The 16,705-nt window shown below is 66.1% G+C and carries 15 protein-coding genes and 1 tRNA gene; 10 read left to right on the forward strand and 6 right to left on the reverse strand.

What is annotated here, in order from left to right:
* Positions 1-82 precede the first annotated feature (82 nt).
* The 4 genes from BSF38_RS28310 to ispE form a co-directional block, all read right to left on the reverse strand.
* Positions 83-790, reverse strand: a complete 708-nt coding sequence (locus tag BSF38_RS28310) for a transglutaminase family protein (RefSeq protein ID WP_145952368.1) — start codon at positions 788-790, stop codon at positions 83-85.
* Between the two features lie 58 nt (positions 791-848).
* Entirely contained in the window at positions 849-1,829 is a 981-nt protein-coding gene (gene glsA / locus BSF38_RS28315) for a glutaminase A (protein ID WP_076350363.1), read from the reverse strand.
* Positions 1,830-2,156: 327 nt separating this feature from the next.
* Positions 2,157-2,813, reverse strand: a complete 657-nt coding sequence (locus BSF38_RS28320; protein WP_076350364.1) for a SpoVG family protein — start codon at positions 2,811-2,813, stop codon at positions 2,157-2,159.
* A gap of 31 nt (positions 2,814-2,844) precedes the next feature.
* Positions 2,845-3,723, reverse strand: coding sequence for a 4-(cytidine 5'-diphospho)-2-C-methyl-D-erythritol kinase (ispE, locus tag BSF38_RS28325; protein WP_076350365.1), 879 nt, complete (start codon positions 3,721-3,723; stop codon positions 2,845-2,847).
* 947 nt (positions 3,724-4,670) lie between these two features.
* Here ispE and BSF38_RS28330 point away from each other — a divergent pair.
* The 3 genes from BSF38_RS28330 to BSF38_RS28340 all read left to right on the forward strand — a co-directional run bounded on the left by BSF38_RS28330 (position 4,671) and on the right by BSF38_RS28340 (position 7,906).
* Positions 4,671-5,771, forward strand: a complete 1,101-nt coding sequence (locus BSF38_RS28330; RefSeq protein WP_099092045.1) for a DUF1559 domain-containing protein — start codon at positions 4,671-4,673, stop codon at positions 5,769-5,771.
* Between the two features lie 452 nt (positions 5,772-6,223).
* Positions 6,224-6,694, forward strand: coding sequence for a hypothetical protein (locus tag BSF38_RS28335; RefSeq protein WP_145952369.1), 471 nt, complete (start codon positions 6,224-6,226; stop codon positions 6,692-6,694).
* Between the two features lie 252 nt (positions 6,695-6,946).
* Entirely contained in the window at positions 6,947-7,906 is a 960-nt protein-coding gene (locus BSF38_RS28340) for a MotA/TolQ/ExbB proton channel family protein (protein ID WP_076350367.1), read from the forward strand.
* A 346-nt stretch (positions 7,907-8,252) separates the two neighbouring features.
* On the opposite strand, the gene BSF38_RS31130 is transcribed toward BSF38_RS28340, so the two are convergent.
* Positions 8,253-8,354 (reverse strand) — tRNA-OTHER (locus BSF38_RS31130).
* Here BSF38_RS31130 and BSF38_RS32310 point away from each other — a divergent pair.
* The 6 genes from BSF38_RS32310 (at position 8,354) to BSF38_RS28370 (ending at position 14,360) form a co-directional block, all read left to right on the forward strand.
* Entirely contained in the window at positions 8,354-8,476 is a 123-nt protein-coding gene (locus BSF38_RS32310; RefSeq protein WP_237170662.1) for an ExbD/TolR family protein, read from the forward strand. The two genes, BSF38_RS31130 and BSF38_RS32310, sit on opposite strands and share 1 nt — an antisense overlap.
* Positions 8,473-9,054: an ExbD/TolR family protein gene (locus BSF38_RS28350; RefSeq protein WP_237170663.1), complete on the forward strand. Its 582-nt coding sequence runs from the start codon at positions 8,473-8,475 to the stop codon at positions 9,052-9,054. The genes BSF38_RS32310 and BSF38_RS28350 overlap by 4 nt, the downstream gene beginning before the upstream one ends.
* Positions 9,051-9,743: a hypothetical protein gene (locus BSF38_RS28355; protein ID WP_076350369.1), complete on the forward strand. Its 693-nt coding sequence runs from the start codon at positions 9,051-9,053 to the stop codon at positions 9,741-9,743. The genes BSF38_RS28350 and BSF38_RS28355 overlap by 4 nt, the downstream gene beginning before the upstream one ends.
* Positions 9,727-10,788, forward strand: coding sequence for a vWA domain-containing protein (locus BSF38_RS28360; RefSeq protein WP_083713646.1), 1,062 nt, complete (start codon positions 9,727-9,729; stop codon positions 10,786-10,788). The genes BSF38_RS28355 and BSF38_RS28360 overlap by 17 nt, the downstream gene beginning before the upstream one ends.
* Before the next feature lie 404 nt (positions 10,789-11,192).
* Entirely contained in the window at positions 11,193-13,835 is a 2,643-nt protein-coding gene (locus BSF38_RS28365) for a proton/sodium-translocating pyrophosphatase (RefSeq protein WP_076350370.1), read from the forward strand.
* A gap of 210 nt (positions 13,836-14,045) precedes the next feature.
* On the forward strand, positions 14,046-14,360 hold the full coding sequence (locus tag BSF38_RS28370; RefSeq protein ID WP_083713649.1) for a hypothetical protein: 315 nt from the start codon (positions 14,046-14,048) through the stop codon (positions 14,358-14,360).
* Between the two features lie 97 nt (positions 14,361-14,457).
* On the opposite strand, the gene BSF38_RS28375 is transcribed toward BSF38_RS28370, so the two are convergent.
* Positions 14,458-15,414, reverse strand: a complete 957-nt coding sequence (locus tag BSF38_RS28375; RefSeq protein WP_145952370.1) for a hypothetical protein — start codon at positions 15,412-15,414, stop codon at positions 14,458-14,460.
* A 597-nt stretch (positions 15,415-16,011) separates the two neighbouring features.
* Here BSF38_RS28375 and BSF38_RS28380 point away from each other — a divergent pair.
* Entirely contained in the window at positions 16,012-16,647 is a 636-nt protein-coding gene (locus BSF38_RS28380; RefSeq protein WP_076350372.1) for a PEP-CTERM sorting domain-containing protein, read from the forward strand.
* Positions 16,648-16,705 lie beyond the last annotated feature (58 nt).

A 16,705-nucleotide genomic window follows, 5' to 3' on the forward strand; every position in this document is an offset into this window, starting at 1 on the left:
GGAAGCGGAATCTGGAGGCTTGATCGTCATGGCGAACTCCACCGTATCTCCGGCTCGACTGCCGCGCGTGTCACCAGGCCTATCAGAGCGCCACGACCTGCACCGAAACTTCCAATCGATCCCAGGCGTTCGCCGGCCCTTGCCAGGAACCGGAGAGCGGGGAGGCCTTGTCGTGCTCGCGAGCCACCGCGACCGAGACGTGCTCGTCGCCGGCGAGCTTGTTGTTCGTGGGATCGAAGCCTCGCCAGCCCGCGCCTGGAATGTAGATCTCTGCCCAGGCGTGGGTCGCGCCGTGCTGGCCTTCGCCCATTTGAATGTAGCCGGTGACGAATCGCGCCCCGAACCCCCAGTGCCGGGCGGCCTCCATCATGAATACGGCGAAGTCGCGGCACGATCCCGTGCCCAGACCGAGCGTCTGGCAAGGAAGCTGGCCCCCCGGCTCCTCACGACGAACGTACTGGAACGCTTCGTAGATGCGCGTGTTCAGCTTGTTCAGGAGTTCGGAGGTGTTGACGAGATCGCCGGGGCTGTACAGGTCTCGGAGCCATTCTCGAAGCGCCGGGCCGTCGTGCGGATAACTAGGGAGTCGGTACGGGATGATCTCCACCTGCTCGCTCGCGTCGTACTGGAACGGGTAAGACTGAGCGGTGGGGTCGACGACGCAATCAATCTTGAGGCGTGAACTCTCGAGGTGGAGATCGTGGCCCTCGCGAGGCCTCAGCAGGGCGCGGTGGACGCCGAACGTGACCGGCTCGTGGTAATTGACGTGGGTGATGCGGATGCGTTTCATGGCGGACTCGTCCAATCCAATCGAGCTGAATGCGCGGCGAGAGACTCGTCATTCGAAGTCATCCGGCGGGGTTCGAGGCGAAGAGGTTCAGGCCCAACCGTTCGGAGAGGAACCTGGCCGCAAGCCGGCCCTTGACGCTGTTTCCGGAATCGTCCAGCAACGGCGCGAACGTACCCAGCCCGCCCTTCATCGGAGCGACGGCGACCATCCCGCCACTGACGCCGCTCTTGCCGGGCAAGCCGGTCTCGTACAGCCAGTCGCCGGACTGTTCGTAAAGTCCGGCGGTCACCATGACGGCCAGAACGTGCTGGCAGTGGACGGCGTCGATGACGCGCTCCCCAGTCAGAGGATTCACCCCGCCGTTGGCCAGGGTGGCGGCCATCGCCGCCAGGTCCTTAGCGGTCACGTTCAGCGCGCACTGCCTGGTGTAAACGTCGGTCGCCTGGATCGGGTCGAAGTAAATGCGATCGTAGCCCTGAAGCAGCTTGGCGGCGCCCTGGTTCCGCTGGTTGGTAGCCGCCTCGGACTCGTACACCGCGTGGTTGAGCGTAAGGGGCCTGCCGGCGAAGCGCGACAGGCCCTCGTGGAGGAACCGCCACTCGGCTTCGGCGGTCGCCCCCGGCGCGAGGCTGGCCGCCGCGATCGCCCCGGCGTTGACCATCGGGTTTGTCGTCCCATCCTTCGTCCGCTCGATGGCGATCACCGAATTGAACGGCAGTCCGGTGCTGTTGACCCCGAGCTTCTCGCGAGCCTCGTCCTCGCCGACGGCCTGGCAGACCAGGGCGAACACGAACGGCTTGGACACGCTCTGGATCGAGAATTCGTAGTCCGAGTCTCCCGCGGCGAACGTGGCGCCCGAGGTGCCGATCATGCAAACGCCGAACAACGCGCCGGGCGTCGCGGCGAGAGCCGGGATGTAGTCCGCGACCTTCCCCTCGCTCACGGACTTGAACCGCTCGTGCGCTTCAACCGTCAAAGCCCTCGCGCGATCGGCGGCGGTCGAGGAACCCGTCAATCCGGAGGGGGAGTTCGTCGACATGGCCAATGGAATCGCTTTCCCAATGACGGAAACGCCGCGATCGGCGGAGGAAATGGATTCGCCGTTGGATGGATGATAATCAAGGACCGAACGCCGGTCCAGCGGCGCGAGAGGGGCGCGTCGATCGACGGGGAAGCGCGAAAAGCCGAGCCGGCGCTACGGTGGGGACCGTGGCGCGTCGGTCTCGGCTTGAAAGACGCAGTCCAGGCTTGTTGAAGAACGGAATGCGAATTCGGGTTGGAAGTCGTGGAGATCGGATTCAGGAGGGCGTACTCAGGCGGACTCCGGACCGAAGAGGTTCGACTCGACTCGTGGCGAACGAACGGCTCAAAGGCCGTTGCCGAACGAGGAGTCGTTGCGATGATGATGGTGCTCCGAGGCGACGCCTTCGGGCGAGCTCTCCTTGCGAGGGGGAACGTGCGGCCCTCGGAGGACCGACTGACCACCCCGGGCGTGCTGGGTGTGGCCGCGAAGAGGCCCGCGGCGGAGCGGCGGTTCGCCACTCATGACCGGGTGCTGGGCGGTCGCGGCGTGGCTGTCGAACGGCACGTCGAAATCGTCGGTTTCGTAGTCGTCGTACCGCGAGACGTAGCCCGGCATCTTGGCCCGCTCGAGTTCCTCGGCGTAGGAGGCGAGCACGGCCGCCTGGATCTTCTCGCGACACATCGAGTTGATCGGATGGGCGATGTCGGCGTGGAGCTTGGCGCGTCCATCGGCGTCGCGAAGGGCGCGGTTCTCGTCGAGCCGGCATCCGCACTGGTTGCAGAAACGGCTCCGCAGGTGGTTCTTGGTGCCGCAGTTGTGGCAGCGGTCGGTCAGCTTGCGCGAGGGCATGGCGACGAAGAAGCCTTTGGCGCCCTCGATGATCTTCAAGTCCCGGATGACAAACATGTCGTCGAACGTGATGCTGCAGAAGGCCTGCAACCGTTCGTTGCTGCCCGAGTTGTCTTCCATGAGCTTGATGCGAACTTCGGTGATCTCCACAGCCGGTACTCCTTTACGAGGCGTTCTCTGCTCAGGGGCCGCAGGTCACGGCCCGGACCCATCCTAGTCCGAGCGGCTTGAGGACGTCCGCGGCGCGATCGGCCGCGGCGGAATCACGGCCGAGCCCAAAATAGGCTGAGCCGCTACCACTCATCAAGGACCCGCACAAGAGCGAGTCCAGGCTCGCCAGAGCGTCGCGCACCCCGATCAATTCGGGGCGAAGCGTCTCGGCGACGGGTTGAAGCCGGTTGAACAGGCTTCGACCCAGCTCCACCGGCCCTCCATGGGCCAGGGCGTCCAGAACCGGTCCGATCGTCCTGGGATTTTCGGGCGGTCGCAGACGTCGATACACGTCGACCGTGCTCAGGCCGACGGGGGGGACGATCAACACGAAATGGAGAGGGACCGAGAGGGATACGGCCTCCACCAGCTCGCCCCGACCGCGACAGACCGCCGCCGGTGCATGCAGGAAGAAAGCCACGTCGCTGCCGATCTCGCCAGCCATCGCGTCGAGCCGTCCGGGAGAGGTCCCAAGGTTCCAGAGCCGATCCAGGGCCGTCAGCGTCGCCGCCGCGTCGCTCGATCCGCCGCCCAGGCCCGCCTGAGCCGGTATCGCCTTTTTGAGGCTGATCCGCGCTCCGGACGTGCATCCGGTCAACACCCTGAGAAGCTCGGCCGCCTTGACCACGAGGTTGCGGCCGTCGACCGGCAAACTCGGATCGTCGCATTCCAGCACGATCGCCCCCGACGCCTCGTCGCGGACGGTCAGCACGTCGAACAGATCGACGGCCGCCATCAACGATTCGATGTCGTGGTAATCGTCGGGCCTTCGCTTCAGAACCTCAAGGTACAGGTTTAACTTCGCCGGCGCGAGGACTTCCACGCCCCCGGCGATCGAACGGACGATCATCGGCCCAACACTCCTTCATCCCTCGCCGACCGCATTGCGGCCGACCCGGAAAGGCGAGCCTCGCCTTGATCGACGATTCCCAAAAAACCTACCGCCGAGGCCGCTCTTCGTACGATTAAGTGTGATGAGCGGTCGTGGTTTTGCAAAGCCGGTTTTCCTCGTCGTTCGTCGCTCTTCCGAGCCCCGTTCTGCGGTCGTTCTATCCCCTCGTGCGATTCCTCGCAAGATCGAAAAATCATTAAAGTCGGAATCGCCCTAAGTTTGGCGACGGACCATTTTTACCTTTTTTCAAAGCCGTCCCAACGCCCTCGTTTCGCCCTTGTTTTCCGAGCCCGAATCGCCTATTCGCGAGCCCTTCCGCCTAAGGTTGCATCGGCCTTTTCTCGGCCCTCGACGCCCGCCTCGACTCCCCCCTCCCCCAAGACGTTCCGTCGCCCGCCGACGGCCTCTCCGAACGCTCGGTCGATACGCATCCGCTCCGAGTCTTAAAAAATGCGTGATCCCTCGGTCGCAAGGTATTGACGAATGAACGAGCCATCGATGAAAATCTCCTAACTTACTCGTTCTCGGAAGCCGGCCGAATCCATCGTCGTCCACCGAGGAGACGCATCGGGCACCATCTCTCCTTGCCCGAGCGTGCGAAGGTTCGACGATTCCCCCTTGAGAGTCATCGAAACATGCTTGCGGGATCCATCCGATTCCAGGCTCCTCGTGGCCCGGGCGACGGCCATTGGGATCATCGGCTGCGCCCAGAACCCCGCGTCCAATGAGCCTCTCCTCCCGAACCCAGCCCCCACCGGTCGCGACGTAGCGTCCGGCACAAAGGTCCAGGGTGTTTCCGACCTCGCCGCACAGCCCCCTCTCGGCGGTGCCGCGAAGCAAGCGCAAGCCTCTCTTCCGCCTCTTGATCTCGCCATCCCTTCCCTCGTCTTCAGGAACCCAAGCTCATGGTGCTTCAACGAATTGGAAGAAGCCGCGGCCGTGGCTTCACGCTGATCGAGCTCCTGGTCGTGATCGCGATCATCGCCGTCCTGATCGCGCTTTTGCTCCCCGCGGTTCAGTCGGCCCGTGAAGCGGCCCGCCGCGCGCAATGTACGAACAACCTCAAGCAGATGGCTCTGGCGGCGCTGACCTTCGAGTCGACCTACAGCGAGCTTCCGCCGGGATGCGCCCCGAACCCGCCCGGCGGCGGCGGCCGGGCGAATGTTCAGGCGTTGATCCTGCCGTTCATCGAGGGAGGCAACACCTACAACGCGTTCAATTTCTCCGTGAGTATGAACACCTACGGCGCCTCGTCACTCAACAACACGGCCCAGACGCAGATCGTCTCCGTATACAACTGCCCGTCCGACGGCGCGAGCGCTCGGTTCGTCGCGGCGCCCGGAACGGAACTCGGCTATTCGAACTACATGGCCAGCCTGGGCGGCACCGCCAGCCAGTATTTCGGCGGCACGTACGGCTACGAAGAAACCAACAGCGCCTACCTGGGGGCGTTCAACGTCCAGCTCAACGAAACCGCGAAGGTGAACACCCCCGATTATCAGAAGGTCACCAGCCGCACGCAGATGTCGGTCTTCACCGACGGCACGTCGAACACCGGGATGTTCGCCGAGACCACGAAGTCGCACTACATCGGCGCGTCCAGCTCAGCCTCGACCTCGGGGAGAACGCCCTACTCGATCGACATGGTGTACTACGAGACTTCGGGCCCCACCTGGAGCAACCAGGTCATCGACCCTCAATGTTCCAACTGGGACAACTCCCAGGTGTACTGGTTGATCCAATATCGGGGCGGCCAATACTACCGCTGGCTGCCGATGACCACCAATTACACCCACACGATCACCCCGAATTACAAGGCCAACGACTGCGGCAACGATACGTTCTACGCCTCCCACCAGGCCGCGCGAAGCTACCACCCCGGCGGCGCCAATACGGCGTTCTGCGACGGCTCGGTCCACTTCATCAAGGATTCGATCAACCCCCGGACCTGGTTCGCCCTCGGCACCCGCGCCGGCGGCGAGGTCGTCAGCAGCGACGCGTACTGATCTTCGAACCCTAGCGCGGTTTGCATTTGAGTTGCACGCGGGCCGAGGCCGAATTCCCTTCTCCCCTTGCGGGAGAAGGTGCCCCGCAGGGGCGGATGAGGGGTTCTTCGATCGCCTTGGCGTCCGAGGAATTCCTATGATTCACCCCTCATCCGGTCGTTCCGGCCACCTTCTCCCGCAAGGGGAGAAGGCATGCTCGCAACGTCCTGTTTTGATTGTTGTATGCAACCCGAATGCAAACCGCCCTCGCGTGGTTTGCTTTCGGATCGCATCATGCGGGCCGGCGCCGAACTCCCTTCACCCTTGAGGGAGAAGGCATGCTCGCGGCAGCTTTTCTTGATAGCCGCCCACGACCCGACTGTAGACCGCGCTGGACGAGTGAACCCGCAGAAGGGGCGGCGCATGCCCCTTCCGTCGTTTTCTTTCTCCTATTTAATCATCGAGATTGGACCATGACATTATCCCGTTTGGCTTACGGATTCGCGTTCATCGTGGGTCTGGCCGTGGCGGCCCCCGGCTGCGGCTCATCGGGCGCGAGCCGCTCTGAGGCGCCCACGCAGGCAGCCCTGGCGCTTGAGGACATCGACAGTTTCTTGCGGATGCACAAGAAGGGGGGCAAGCCCGCCCCGAAGTCGATCAAGGACCTGGCTCCGATGGAAAACGGCTTCCCTCAAGCCTACATGGGACTCCAGGCGGGAGCCGTGGTGGTCTACTGGGGGGTGGACTTCGACCCGACCGACTCCAAGACCGTCGTGGCCTATGAGAAGACGGCCCCCGAGAGCGGCGGCGAAGTCCTGATGCGCGACGGCTCGACCGTCAAGATGACCGCCGAGGAGTTCAAGGCCGCCCCCAAGCCCGCCGAAGGCAAGTTGTCGACCGAAGTCGACGCCAAGTCCGCCAAGAAAACCGCCTCGAAAAAGTAACCTCCCCTCGCTGCAAGCCCGAGGTTCCCGGCCCGACCCCGGGAACCTCGATCTCCCGATCGGCTCCTCTCCCCCCTCCCCAGATCCCCCGTCTCACCTCAAGCATCGCGGCCGGCGAGCCGCCGATCGTGCGTTTGCGTCGTCGTACGTTCCTTATCCTTGGCGTTGTTGGGTTTGCGTTGTCGGCGGAGGGATGATCGAGTAATCTGTTGTGGAGGGGTTTCGACGACGGGGCGAGGAGGTCTGGCAGCGATGGAATCATGGTACGGCCGCGTGCTGGCGATGGTGATCGGGGTGCTGCTCCTGGCCGGTCCCGAGGGCCTCGTCCCGCTCGCACCGACGCGCGCGACGGCTCAGGACGGAGCCTCGGCCCGGGGCGGCGATGAGCGATCGGCGAGCGCCGAGTCGGCCGGCGACGCGAACGCCCCCAAGGTTGACGCGCGCGAATCGTTCTTTCGCTGGATGGTCCGCGCGTCGGGGCCGATCGGGGTCCTGATCGCGGCGATGTCGTTCTATCTGATCGCCCTGGTGGTCTGGATGGCGCTTCGCTATCGGACGTCGGCCGCGCTGCCGCGGCGGCTGGTGCGCGAGGTCCAGGAGCTTCTGGACCAGAAGCGGTACAGCGACGCCTACAGCCGGGCGGCGGCCGATCCGTCGCTGTTCGGCCGGGTGCTCTCGGCGGGGGTCCGCAAGCTCTCCAGCGGCGTGGCCCAGGCGCAGCGGTCGATGGAGATGGCCAACGAAGACGCCACGATGGAGATGGAGCACCGCACCACCTACCTCGCCACCGTCGGCACGCTCGGGCCGATGATCGGCCTGGTGGGGACGGTTTACGGCATGATCATGGCCTTCCGCGTGATCGCGACCGAAGGCTCGTCGCCGCAGGCCAGCCAGCTCGCGGCGGGGATCTCCACGGCGCTGTTCGCGACCCTGGAAGGGATCGCGATCTCGATTCCGGCGATCTACTTCTACTCGTTCTTCCGCAACCGGATCGCCCGGCTGTCGCTCGAAGTGGCGATGGCCGCCGAGCCGCTGCTGGAGCAGTTCGCGCCGGGGGTGAAGCCGCAAGAACCGGCCGCCCCCTCGACGGCGACTCCTATGCCGATGCCGGGAACCGGTTCGCACCCGCACCCGTTCGCCCTCAACGCCGCATTGGCCGCCTCGGCCGGCGCGGCGCCGCGATCGGCGCTGCCCCCGGCCCATTCCGAGTAACCGAGTCGTCCCGTGTCGTGTCGTCTCGTCTCGATCCGCCGCGCCGGCCGAGGTCGCCCCATGCCCCGCTCGTCGTCTTCGCACATGCTCAGTCCGAACCTGACGCCGCTGCTGGACATGGTCCTCCAGTTGATCACGTTCTTCATGATGCTGATCCATTTTGGGAGTCGGCTCGAAGGGGCCAACCGGGCGGTGCGGCTGCCGTTGGCGCCGGCCGCCCTGCCCGGCTCGGACCTGACCGTCGATCGGCTGTCGGCGAGCCTCGACGCGCGCGGCGGGCTACTGGTCGACGACACGATTCTCGAAGGTCCGGCCGCCGCCGCCTGGTGGAAGAACCAGGCCGCGATCCGCCGCTCGGGACTCGAACTGGTCGAGCCGGACCGACGCGCCGAACTCGCTCTCGGTTCGGATTTCGAACCGAGAGCCCCGGCCGCCGAGCTACCGACGGTGGTCATCCTCCGGGCCGATCGCGAGGCGTCGTACGGCCACGTCCGGCGGACGCTCGCCGAGGCCCAGACGCAGGGCTTCGCCAACTTCAGCCTCGTCGTCCTGAGGAGGAAACAGCCGTGAGCGTCGGACCCGACCAGATGCTCTTCGAGGCCGACGACTTTCCCGCTTCGGTGCCGCCCCCGACGGCGGTCGCGACCGGCGCCTCGCCGCGATCGCGCTCGTACCGCCCCGGCCCGCCCGACGAGGTCTTCTTTCCGGTCACGCCGATGCTCGACATGGCGTTTCAGCTCCTGGCCTTCTTCATCCTGACGTTCAAGGCGCCGACGGCCGAGACGCACATCGAACTGCACCTGCCGTCGACCCCGGCCGCCCTCCCCTCGTCGGCGCGCGGGCAAGCTCGATCGACCTCGTCGCGCACCATCGACGCCGACCTCGAAAACGACCTCCTGATCCGGGCCGAGGCCGACGACCTCGGCGACCTCAAAACGATCCGCCTGGGCGAGGCCGTCGTCCCCGACCTGGACACCCTGTCCGACCGCCTCCATCGCTACATCGGCCTGATGGGCTCGCGCCCGCTCCGGGTCCGCCTGATCGCCGACGACCGGCTGATGTACGAGCCCGCCGCGCGGATCATCGCCGTCTGCTCCGCCGCCGGGGTCGCCACGATCCGGCTGGCCCAGCCTGGAGCCTCGCCATGATCGCGTGGCTGATCGCCGCGACGCTGTTCGTTCTCGCCGGCCAGGTCGAGGACGACGCGCCACTGGGCCTTGCCGATCTGGCCGCCGAGCATGCGGCGCTGACGGGCAAGAGCGACGCCAGCGAGCCGCCGCAAGCCGTCGCGTTCCGCGACCTGTGGGCCCGTCCCGACGCCTGGCGAGGCCGTCGCGTGATCGTCCGGGGGCGAGTCGCGCGGGTGTTCCGCCAGGCCGCCGTCGGCAGCTTTCCACCGCTCGTCGAAGCCTGGATCGAGGAGCCGCCGGGCAACCTCTTCTGCGCGGTCTTCGCCTTCGGCGCGACGGACGCGCCCGCGATCGCCTCGGGCGCGTCGGTCGCCTTCACCGGGACGTTCCTGCGGCGGGTGCGCTACGCGGCCGACGACGGCGGCCGGCTCGCCCCCCTGATCGTCGGCGCCGAACCGCCGCGGGTCGAGACGCGAGCCCGGGCCAAGCCCCGCGATTTCGATCCCCAGGCCGCGGTTTCGGTCTGGTCCGACTCGACCTGGGCCGTAGGATTGTTCATCGGCCTCGCGGGGATCGCCTTGATCCTCGCCTGGCGGACCTTGAACCGGCCGGCGACGGTCCGCGAGAGAGGCCGATCGGCCGCCTCCGAGCCCGAACCGGAATTCTTCGATCACGAACGGGAGCCCGCCGATGGCGATTCGCGATGAGTACGACCGCGACGCGGGTGTCCTGGGCGAGGCGATCGAGCGGCTGGGAACCACCCCGCTGACCGACCCGCGATCGCTGGCGACTTCGACGCTCGTCCACGTTCTGCTCGTTCTCCTGGCCTCGCTGACGGTCATGAACGTAACCGCGACGCGCGACGACGACAAGCCGCGAACCCTTCGCGGCGAGATCGAGCCGGTCGACAACCGCGCGGATCCGAAACGGACGTCGGGCGCGGGGGGAGGCGGAAGCCCGGGCGAGATCGGCGGCATCGGCGATCCGGCCCTGGCTCCGTCCGGCGAGGCGCCCGCGATCAAGGCCGTGCGCGATCCGGCGGCCGACGCCCTGCTCTCGGAGATCCTCCCCCGGACCGACGTCAAACCCGACGCGACGCTCCAACGCGACCTGCCGGGCCTGCCGACCTCGGGCGTCGGGCTTTTGGCGGGGTCGGGGAGCGGAGGCGGAGAGGGCGAGGGAGGAGGCTCGGGCGGCGGCGTTGGGCGCGGAATCGGTCCCGGCGCCGAGTTCTTCGGCGCCCGCGAGACCGGACGGTCGTTCGCGTACGTGATCGATTGCTCGGGGAGCATGGGCCTGCGCAACGCGCTCGACGTCGCCAAGCGCGAGCTGCTGGCGAGCCTCGATCGGCTCCCTCCCGACGCCCTGGTCTCGGTGACGTTCTATCACCTTCAGGCCAACAAGCTGACCGATCCGCAAGGCCGTCCCGGGATGATGTCGGCCTCCGCCGTGAACAAGTCGCGAATCCGGTCGCAGCTCACGGCCGTCGTCCCCTACGGCGGCACCGACCATTTCCTGGCCCTGCGCACCGGGCTGTCCGACAAGCCCGAGGTCGTGTTCTTCTTGACCGACGCCGACTCGATGAGCGAATCCGACGTCGATAAATTGCTGGCCGAGACCGGCCGGAGTCGCATCCAGGCCGTCGAGTTCGGCCGCGGCCCCGACCTCGGACAGAACACGCCCCTCCGCCGCCTCGCCACCGCCACCGGCGGCGCCTACCGCTACATCGACACCACCCGATTCCCCAAGTGATTCCGACAACGCTGAATCATGTCGTCATTCCATCATTTCTGGAAGTACGACGAGCCGAAACTCGGCGTCGCCGTGGGTGAATTCCAGGAATCTGGAACCCATGGGTTTTCGGATGTAGGCTCTTTCCCGACCGCCGCCGCTGGTGTTTAATCGGGAGGAATCGGGAATCACCCTTCGTCAGCAATTTCGACGATTCCGTTGAGGAGCCGGGCTGTCCGTGGACGACGACGTCGTCGTCGGCGGTAGGCTGGAAGACATTGAGGATGGAGCCGGCGCGACCCTGCTCTTCGTGGGTTTTCGGCCTGCAACGGGCCGGCGGCAGCAAGTTTCCCACCGACCGACGCATCGGGAGTGCGACGAGCCTCGTGTTGGTTCAACTTCTTTGAAGGTTGGAGACAGGGATCATGCAACGGTGGCACGTTCTCAGAACAGCGACGCTCGTGACAGCCCTGCTGGCGAGCCCTTCCCTGATATTCGCCCAACAAGATACTGCGGCCGCGCCGATCATCACGCCGGCGGCGGGCATCCCAGAGGGCGAGCACGCGCTCGAGTTGTTCGAGCCGATAACGAAATACGCCCTGCCGGAGCGCGTGGGGCTGATCCTGACTCTGCTGATCGCGGTGTCCGGACTCGGCTACGCGGGCATGCTGGTCGGCCAGGTGCTGGGCGCGGACCAGGGCACGCAGAAGATGCGCGAGGTGGCCGACGCCGTGCGCGAGGGGGCGTGGGCCTACCTGATGCGGCAAGCGATGGCCCTGTTCCCGCTGATCTTCCTGATCACGCTGATCCTCTATTTCACCGCCGAGGCGACCGGCGCGGTGCGGTTCGGGCGCGCGGCGGCGTTCGCCGCGGGGGCGTTCTTCTCGTGGCTGGTCGGGTTCGTGGGCATGAGCCTGGCGGTGCGCGGCAACCTCCGGGTGGCCGCCGCGGCGCGGACGAGCTACGGCAACGCGCTTCAGCTCGGCTACCGCACCGGCACGATCACCGGCATGCTCACCGACGGCCTGGGGCTCCTGGGCGGCACGACCATCTTCATCATCTTCGGCGAGAAGGCGTACGAGGTGCTGCTCGGCTTCGGCTTCGGCGGCACGCTGCTTGCGCTCTTCATGCGGGTCGGCGGCGGCATCTACACCAAGGCGGCCGACGTCGGCGCCGACTTGGTGGGCAAGGTCGAGGCCGGCATCCCCGAGGACGACCCGCGCAACGCCGCGACGATCGCCGACAACGTCGGCGACAACGTCGGCGACTGCGCCGGAATGGCCGCCGACATCTTCGAGAGCTACGAGGTGACGATCGTCGCCGCCATGATCCTGGGGTACGCCAGCTTCGGCCATATCGGCGTCATCTTTCCGCTTTTGGTCCGGGCCATCGGCGTCGTCGGTTCGATCATCAGCACCTACAGCGTCAAGGCCGGCGCCGACAGCACCAGCGACGAGGCCTTGCACTCGGTCCATCGGGGGTTCATCATCGGCTCGATCATCAGCGTGATCGGCTTCATGTTCCTGGGTCTGGCCTACCTGCACATCAACGACGCTTACATCAAAAATTACCCGCAGGCGGCCTACGGCTACAACGTCACACCCGAGTTCGCCACGGCCCGCGACGCGGCGCTGGCGGCGAAGACCGAGCTCAAGGCGTTCACCCAGGCTTACCAGGGGCCGATCCTCTCAACGCGACAGTCGTTCTGGGCAAACCTCGGCCTGTTCCAGACCCTCGACATGCGGCCGGCGTGGACCTGTTTGATCGGGATCATCCTGGCGGTGTCTCTGAACAAGGTCACGAGCTATTACACGCACACGCAGTACGAGCCGGTGAAGAGCCTGGCCAAGAGCTGCCAGACCGGCCACGCGACGAACATCATCCAGGGGATCGCGGTCGGCTACGAGTCGGCCGTGGTGGCCACGCTGGTGATCGCGGGGGCGATCTTGTTGTCGGTGTTGATCTATGACGGAGCCAGCCCGCTGTTCGTCGCCTACGGCGTGGCGATGTGCGGCATCGGCATGCTCACGTTGACCGGCAACACGATCTCGATGGACGTGTTCGGCCCGGTGGCCGACAACGCCAACGGCATCGGCGAGATGGGTTACGACCGGGCCGAGATGGGCGAGGCCAACTACACCCGCGCCCGCCAGATCCTGGCCGACCTCGACGCCGTGGGCAACACCACGAAGGCCGAGACCAAAGGCATCGCCATCGGCTCGGCGGTGATCGCCGCCGTCAGCCTCTTCGCCAGCTATATCGCGGTCGTCGCGGTGGGCAGCGAAGATAAGGTCGCGACCATGCCGCTGAGCGACTACCTCAACGAAGCCGGCAAGCTCTCGGTGGCGACTCCCAAGGTGTTCGTCGGCGCCCTGATCGGCGGCGCCGTCCCCATGCTGTTCAGCTCGATGCTCATCCGCGCCGTGGGCCGCGCGGCGTTCTTGATCGTCAAGGAGTGCCGCATCCAGTTCCGCGACAAGGAAATCTGGGCGGGGACCAAGAAGCCGGATTACGGCCGCGTGGTCAACATCTGCACCTCGTCGGCCCAGCAAGAGCTGATCGGCCCGGCGCTTCTGGCCATCCTGGTGCCGATCATGGTCGGCATCTTCCTGGGTCCGCAGGCCCTGGGCGGCTTCCTCGCCGGCATGATCATCGTCGGCCAGCTCCTGGCGGTGTTCATGTCCAACGCCGGCGGCGCCTGGGACAACGCCAAGAAGGCCATCGAGGACGAGCCCCGCACCGCGTACACGGGCAAGGGCTCCGAGAAACACAAGGCCGCCGTCACCGGCGACACCGTCGGCGATCCGCTCAAGGACACCGCCGGCCCCGCCTTGAACCCGCTCATCAAGGTCATGAACATGGTCAGCCTGCTGGCCATCCCGACCATCCTGGCCGTCGGCCAGCGCGACTATTACTGGGTGCTCTACATCGTGGGCCTGTTCTGCGCCGTGGGCGTCGGCTGGGCCGTCTGGCGGTCGAAGACTGAGAGCAAGGAACTTCGCGAGATGGAAGCCGAGCTCACGGGCGCCGCCGAGCAAAGCCTCGAAAGCGTCGGCTCGCACGTCTGACCACGCGCCGGGCGTTCGACCCGCGACGAAATCCATCACCGCCTCCCCGCTCACCGGGAGCGGGGAGGCTTGCTTTTTTCAACTTCAACGACGGGTCGCCAGGTCGCCGGCTTTTGCCTCTTGTGCGGTCGCCGCGATACGATCTAGCATCAAGGATCAGCGGCCCGCCGGAATCGATGATCGAGGTTCGTTAAAGGAGAGACATCCACCATGTCCGGGATCGGAAAATTCAAGCTCAGCGACGCCCTGCCCCGAAGCGCCGCCGACACGTCCGACGACGCGACGGCCGAAGCCAGGTTCAAGGGCAAGGGCCAGATCAAGCCCTCGGGACGAAGCAAGAAGGCGAAAGCCGGCGACCCCGCCAAGGCGGCCACGAGCGAGCTGACCGCCGAGCAGACCCGCGAAATCCGTGAAGTCACCCAGGCCAAGAACTCCGGCCCCTCGATCCGCGACCACATGGTCGACATCGGACGCGGCAACCAGCAGGCCGGCAGGCAGGGCACCGGGGGACGCCGAGGCAAGTAACCCCGCGCGACGTTCAGATCACAACGAGGCGAGCCGGTCCGACACTTTCCGTCGGACCGGCTCGCCTCGTGTTCGTCCTGGAATCCCCGAGGCGACTTTACGCCCCGGTGGTGGTGGGCGTGCTCGTTCCACCAGCGCTCGCGCCGCTGTTGGCCGCGATTCCGAGCCGGTTGTTCGGCGCCTGGATCGAGATCTTCAACCTGCCGCTGAAGATCTGCGAGACGCCGTTTTGCACCTGGAGCCGCGATTGCTCGACCGCGCTGGCGACGGAGGCGTCGTAGATTTGCAGGTCGGCGCCGGCGGTGGCCGGCAGGGGGATCGCCGTCAGCGCGCCCACGAGGTTCGTGGCCCCGCCCCCGGAGATCGACGAATAGACGTAATTCTGGATCGCCCCGCGCTGGTTCGGCGTGCGCGGCGGGGCGTTGTAATACGGAAGCTTCTGCGGCAGGCCGTTGAAATAGATCACCAGGTTGATCGCCATCTGATTGGCGCGGTTGACGATGAACGTGGGGAACAAGGCCGCGGCGCTCGATTGCGCGGTGGCCGGAACCGAGGCCGTCAGCGCCACGCCCGAAGCCGCCAGATTCACGGCGCTCGACGCGGCCGGGTCGACGATCAGCGTATTGCCGCTGCGGCCCACAAGCGTGAGGTAGGCGCCGTTGGGAACTCCCGAAATGGTCACGGTCGCCGTCACGGGCGCGGCGAACGAGCCGTTGGGCCCAAAGACCGACGCGTTGTCGACCACGACCTGGCTGCCGCCGCTCAGATAGGGCTGAACCAGGTTCGCCGTGACGGTCGTCGTGCCGGCCGCCTGATCGTTGAGAGCCGCGATATACGACTGCTCGACCCGGCGGAAATCGGCGAGGAACGCCGCGTACTCGCGATTGATCATCGTGGCCGGCGTGACCCGCTGCGCACGGGCCGACGCTGGGGTCCGAACCGCATGTAACGCTCCGCCGCTCAAGAGCCTGCGCGGCTCGAGCGCCAGCGCATCGCCCAATCCATCAGGAAGAAATCGACGATCACGGCGGGGAACGGAGTCAGACTTTCTCATGTCGTGCGATTCTCCTCCATCTCCCCCGCCTTCCTTCTTGTGAAGAAGGCTTCGCGATCCGTCGCGCGAGAATGAGCTTCGTAGGGTGGGCATTGCCCACCATCCGAAATCGTTACGCCGTCACGGGTTGAAACGGTGGGCAATGCCCACCCTACAAGACTCGGGAATAAGCCCGAAGCGCCAGCGAGTGCATGGTCCGGACGGCTGACTGGGAATGCACTCGCTGGCGCTTCGGGCTCGTACTCGGATCTATCGGCGTTTTCCGCCGAGACCAGCAGTCGAGCCGCTTAATTCGACGCGGCGTCGGCGAGCACGGCTTCTATGGAGAGACCGTTCCGCTCTGATCACGGCCTTGGCCTTTACGGCGCCAAGGCGGACGACGCCGTCGAAGTGGGCGGGACGGTCCCGCCTCGCCGCCAAGCGGTCTTTGGTTCCCCGAGATCGTTGATTTCCCACAACACGATGCCTGTTCGACCCACTTCCGGTGTTACAATCCCCACCGAATTCCGCTCCATGCCGTTGCGCGAGAGCACCGAGAGCTGGTCGACAATCCGTCACATCGATTCCGCTGGAATTTCGTCACCTGGGAGAGTCTTGATGTTTGTGCAAATTCGGTCGATCCTTGCGGCGGCCCTGGTCACCGTCTCGTTTCAGGCTGTCGCCTCGGCCGACCTGATCTTCGACAACTCCAGCGCCGGCGACCAGGGCATCACCACGACGGGCGCTCTTCAAATCGGCGGCGAGGTGACGGCCGCGCCGGGCACGCCTCGGGCGGTGACCGAGCTGGACCTCGGATTCACCTCGCAAGGTCTGTCCGTTACGGGCGACCTTCAGGCGTTCCTCTACGCCAACGACGGCGCCGGCGGCGCTCCGGGGACCCTCTTGTGGCAGAGCGCGGTGATGACCGGGGTCGCCATCAATTCGACCAACACCCTGATCGCGTTCAGCGTCCCGTCGGTGGTCGTGCCCGACACATTCACGTTTACGGGAGCGATCACGAACGCGTCCGGCAATTTGGGCTATGTCCCGGCGGTCGGGGCGGCCATCGGCGCGTTCAACCAAGCCTGGGTCGGCAGCCCCGGAGCATGGTCAACCCTGCCCAGCGTCTTCGAAATCGAGGCGCGCGTCATCAGCCAAGCCGTACCGGAGCCGTCGAGCATGGCGCTGCTGAGCGTCGGCGTCTTCGGACTGATCGCCGCCGGCCGACGCCGCAAGGCGGCCAAGGCCGTCTGACCGGCCGACTCGGGGCCGTCCCCGCGCTGTCAAACAGAGCCGCCGACCGGGAAGAGCT

It is taken from the genome of Paludisphaera borealis (genome assembly GCF_001956985.1).
Classification (GTDB): Bacteria; Planctomycetota; Planctomycetia; order Isosphaerales; family Isosphaeraceae; genus Paludisphaera; species Paludisphaera borealis.

Excerpts from the sequence above, each read along its gene's own strand:
- BSF38_RS28310 (WP_145952368.1), bottom strand. The coding sequence starts at position 790 with ATGAAACGCATCCGCATCACCCACGTCAATTACCACGAGCCGGTCACG.
- glsA (WP_076350363.1), bottom strand. The coding sequence starts at position 1,829 with ATGTCGACGAACTCCCCCTCCGGATTGACGGGTTCCTCGACCGCCGCC.
- ispE (WP_076350365.1), bottom strand. The coding sequence starts at position 3,723 with ATGATCGTCCGTTCGATCGCCGGGGGCGTGGAAGTCCTCGCGCCGGCG.
- BSF38_RS28330 (WP_099092045.1), top strand. The coding sequence starts at position 4,671 with ATGGTGCTTCAACGAATTGGAAGAAGCCGCGGCCGTGGCTTCACGCTG.
- BSF38_RS28335 (WP_145952369.1), top strand. The coding sequence starts at position 6,224 with ATGACATTATCCCGTTTGGCTTACGGATTCGCGTTCATCGTGGGTCTG.
- BSF38_RS28340 (WP_076350367.1), top strand. The coding sequence starts at position 6,947 with ATGGAATCATGGTACGGCCGCGTGCTGGCGATGGTGATCGGGGTGCTG.
- BSF38_RS28355 (WP_076350369.1), top strand. The coding sequence starts at position 9,051 with ATGATCGCGTGGCTGATCGCCGCGACGCTGTTCGTTCTCGCCGGCCAG.
- BSF38_RS28360 (WP_083713646.1), top strand. The coding sequence starts at position 9,727 with ATGGCGATTCGCGATGAGTACGACCGCGACGCGGGTGTCCTGGGCGAG.
- BSF38_RS28365 (WP_076350370.1), top strand. The coding sequence starts at position 11,193 with ATGCAACGGTGGCACGTTCTCAGAACAGCGACGCTCGTGACAGCCCTG.
- BSF38_RS28370 (WP_083713649.1), top strand. The coding sequence starts at position 14,046 with ATGTCCGGGATCGGAAAATTCAAGCTCAGCGACGCCCTGCCCCGAAGC.
- BSF38_RS28375 (WP_145952370.1), bottom strand. The coding sequence starts at position 15,414 with ATGAGAAAGTCTGACTCCGTTCCCCGCCGTGATCGTCGATTTCTTCCT.
- BSF38_RS28380 (WP_076350372.1), top strand. The coding sequence starts at position 16,012 with ATGTTTGTGCAAATTCGGTCGATCCTTGCGGCGGCCCTGGTCACCGTC.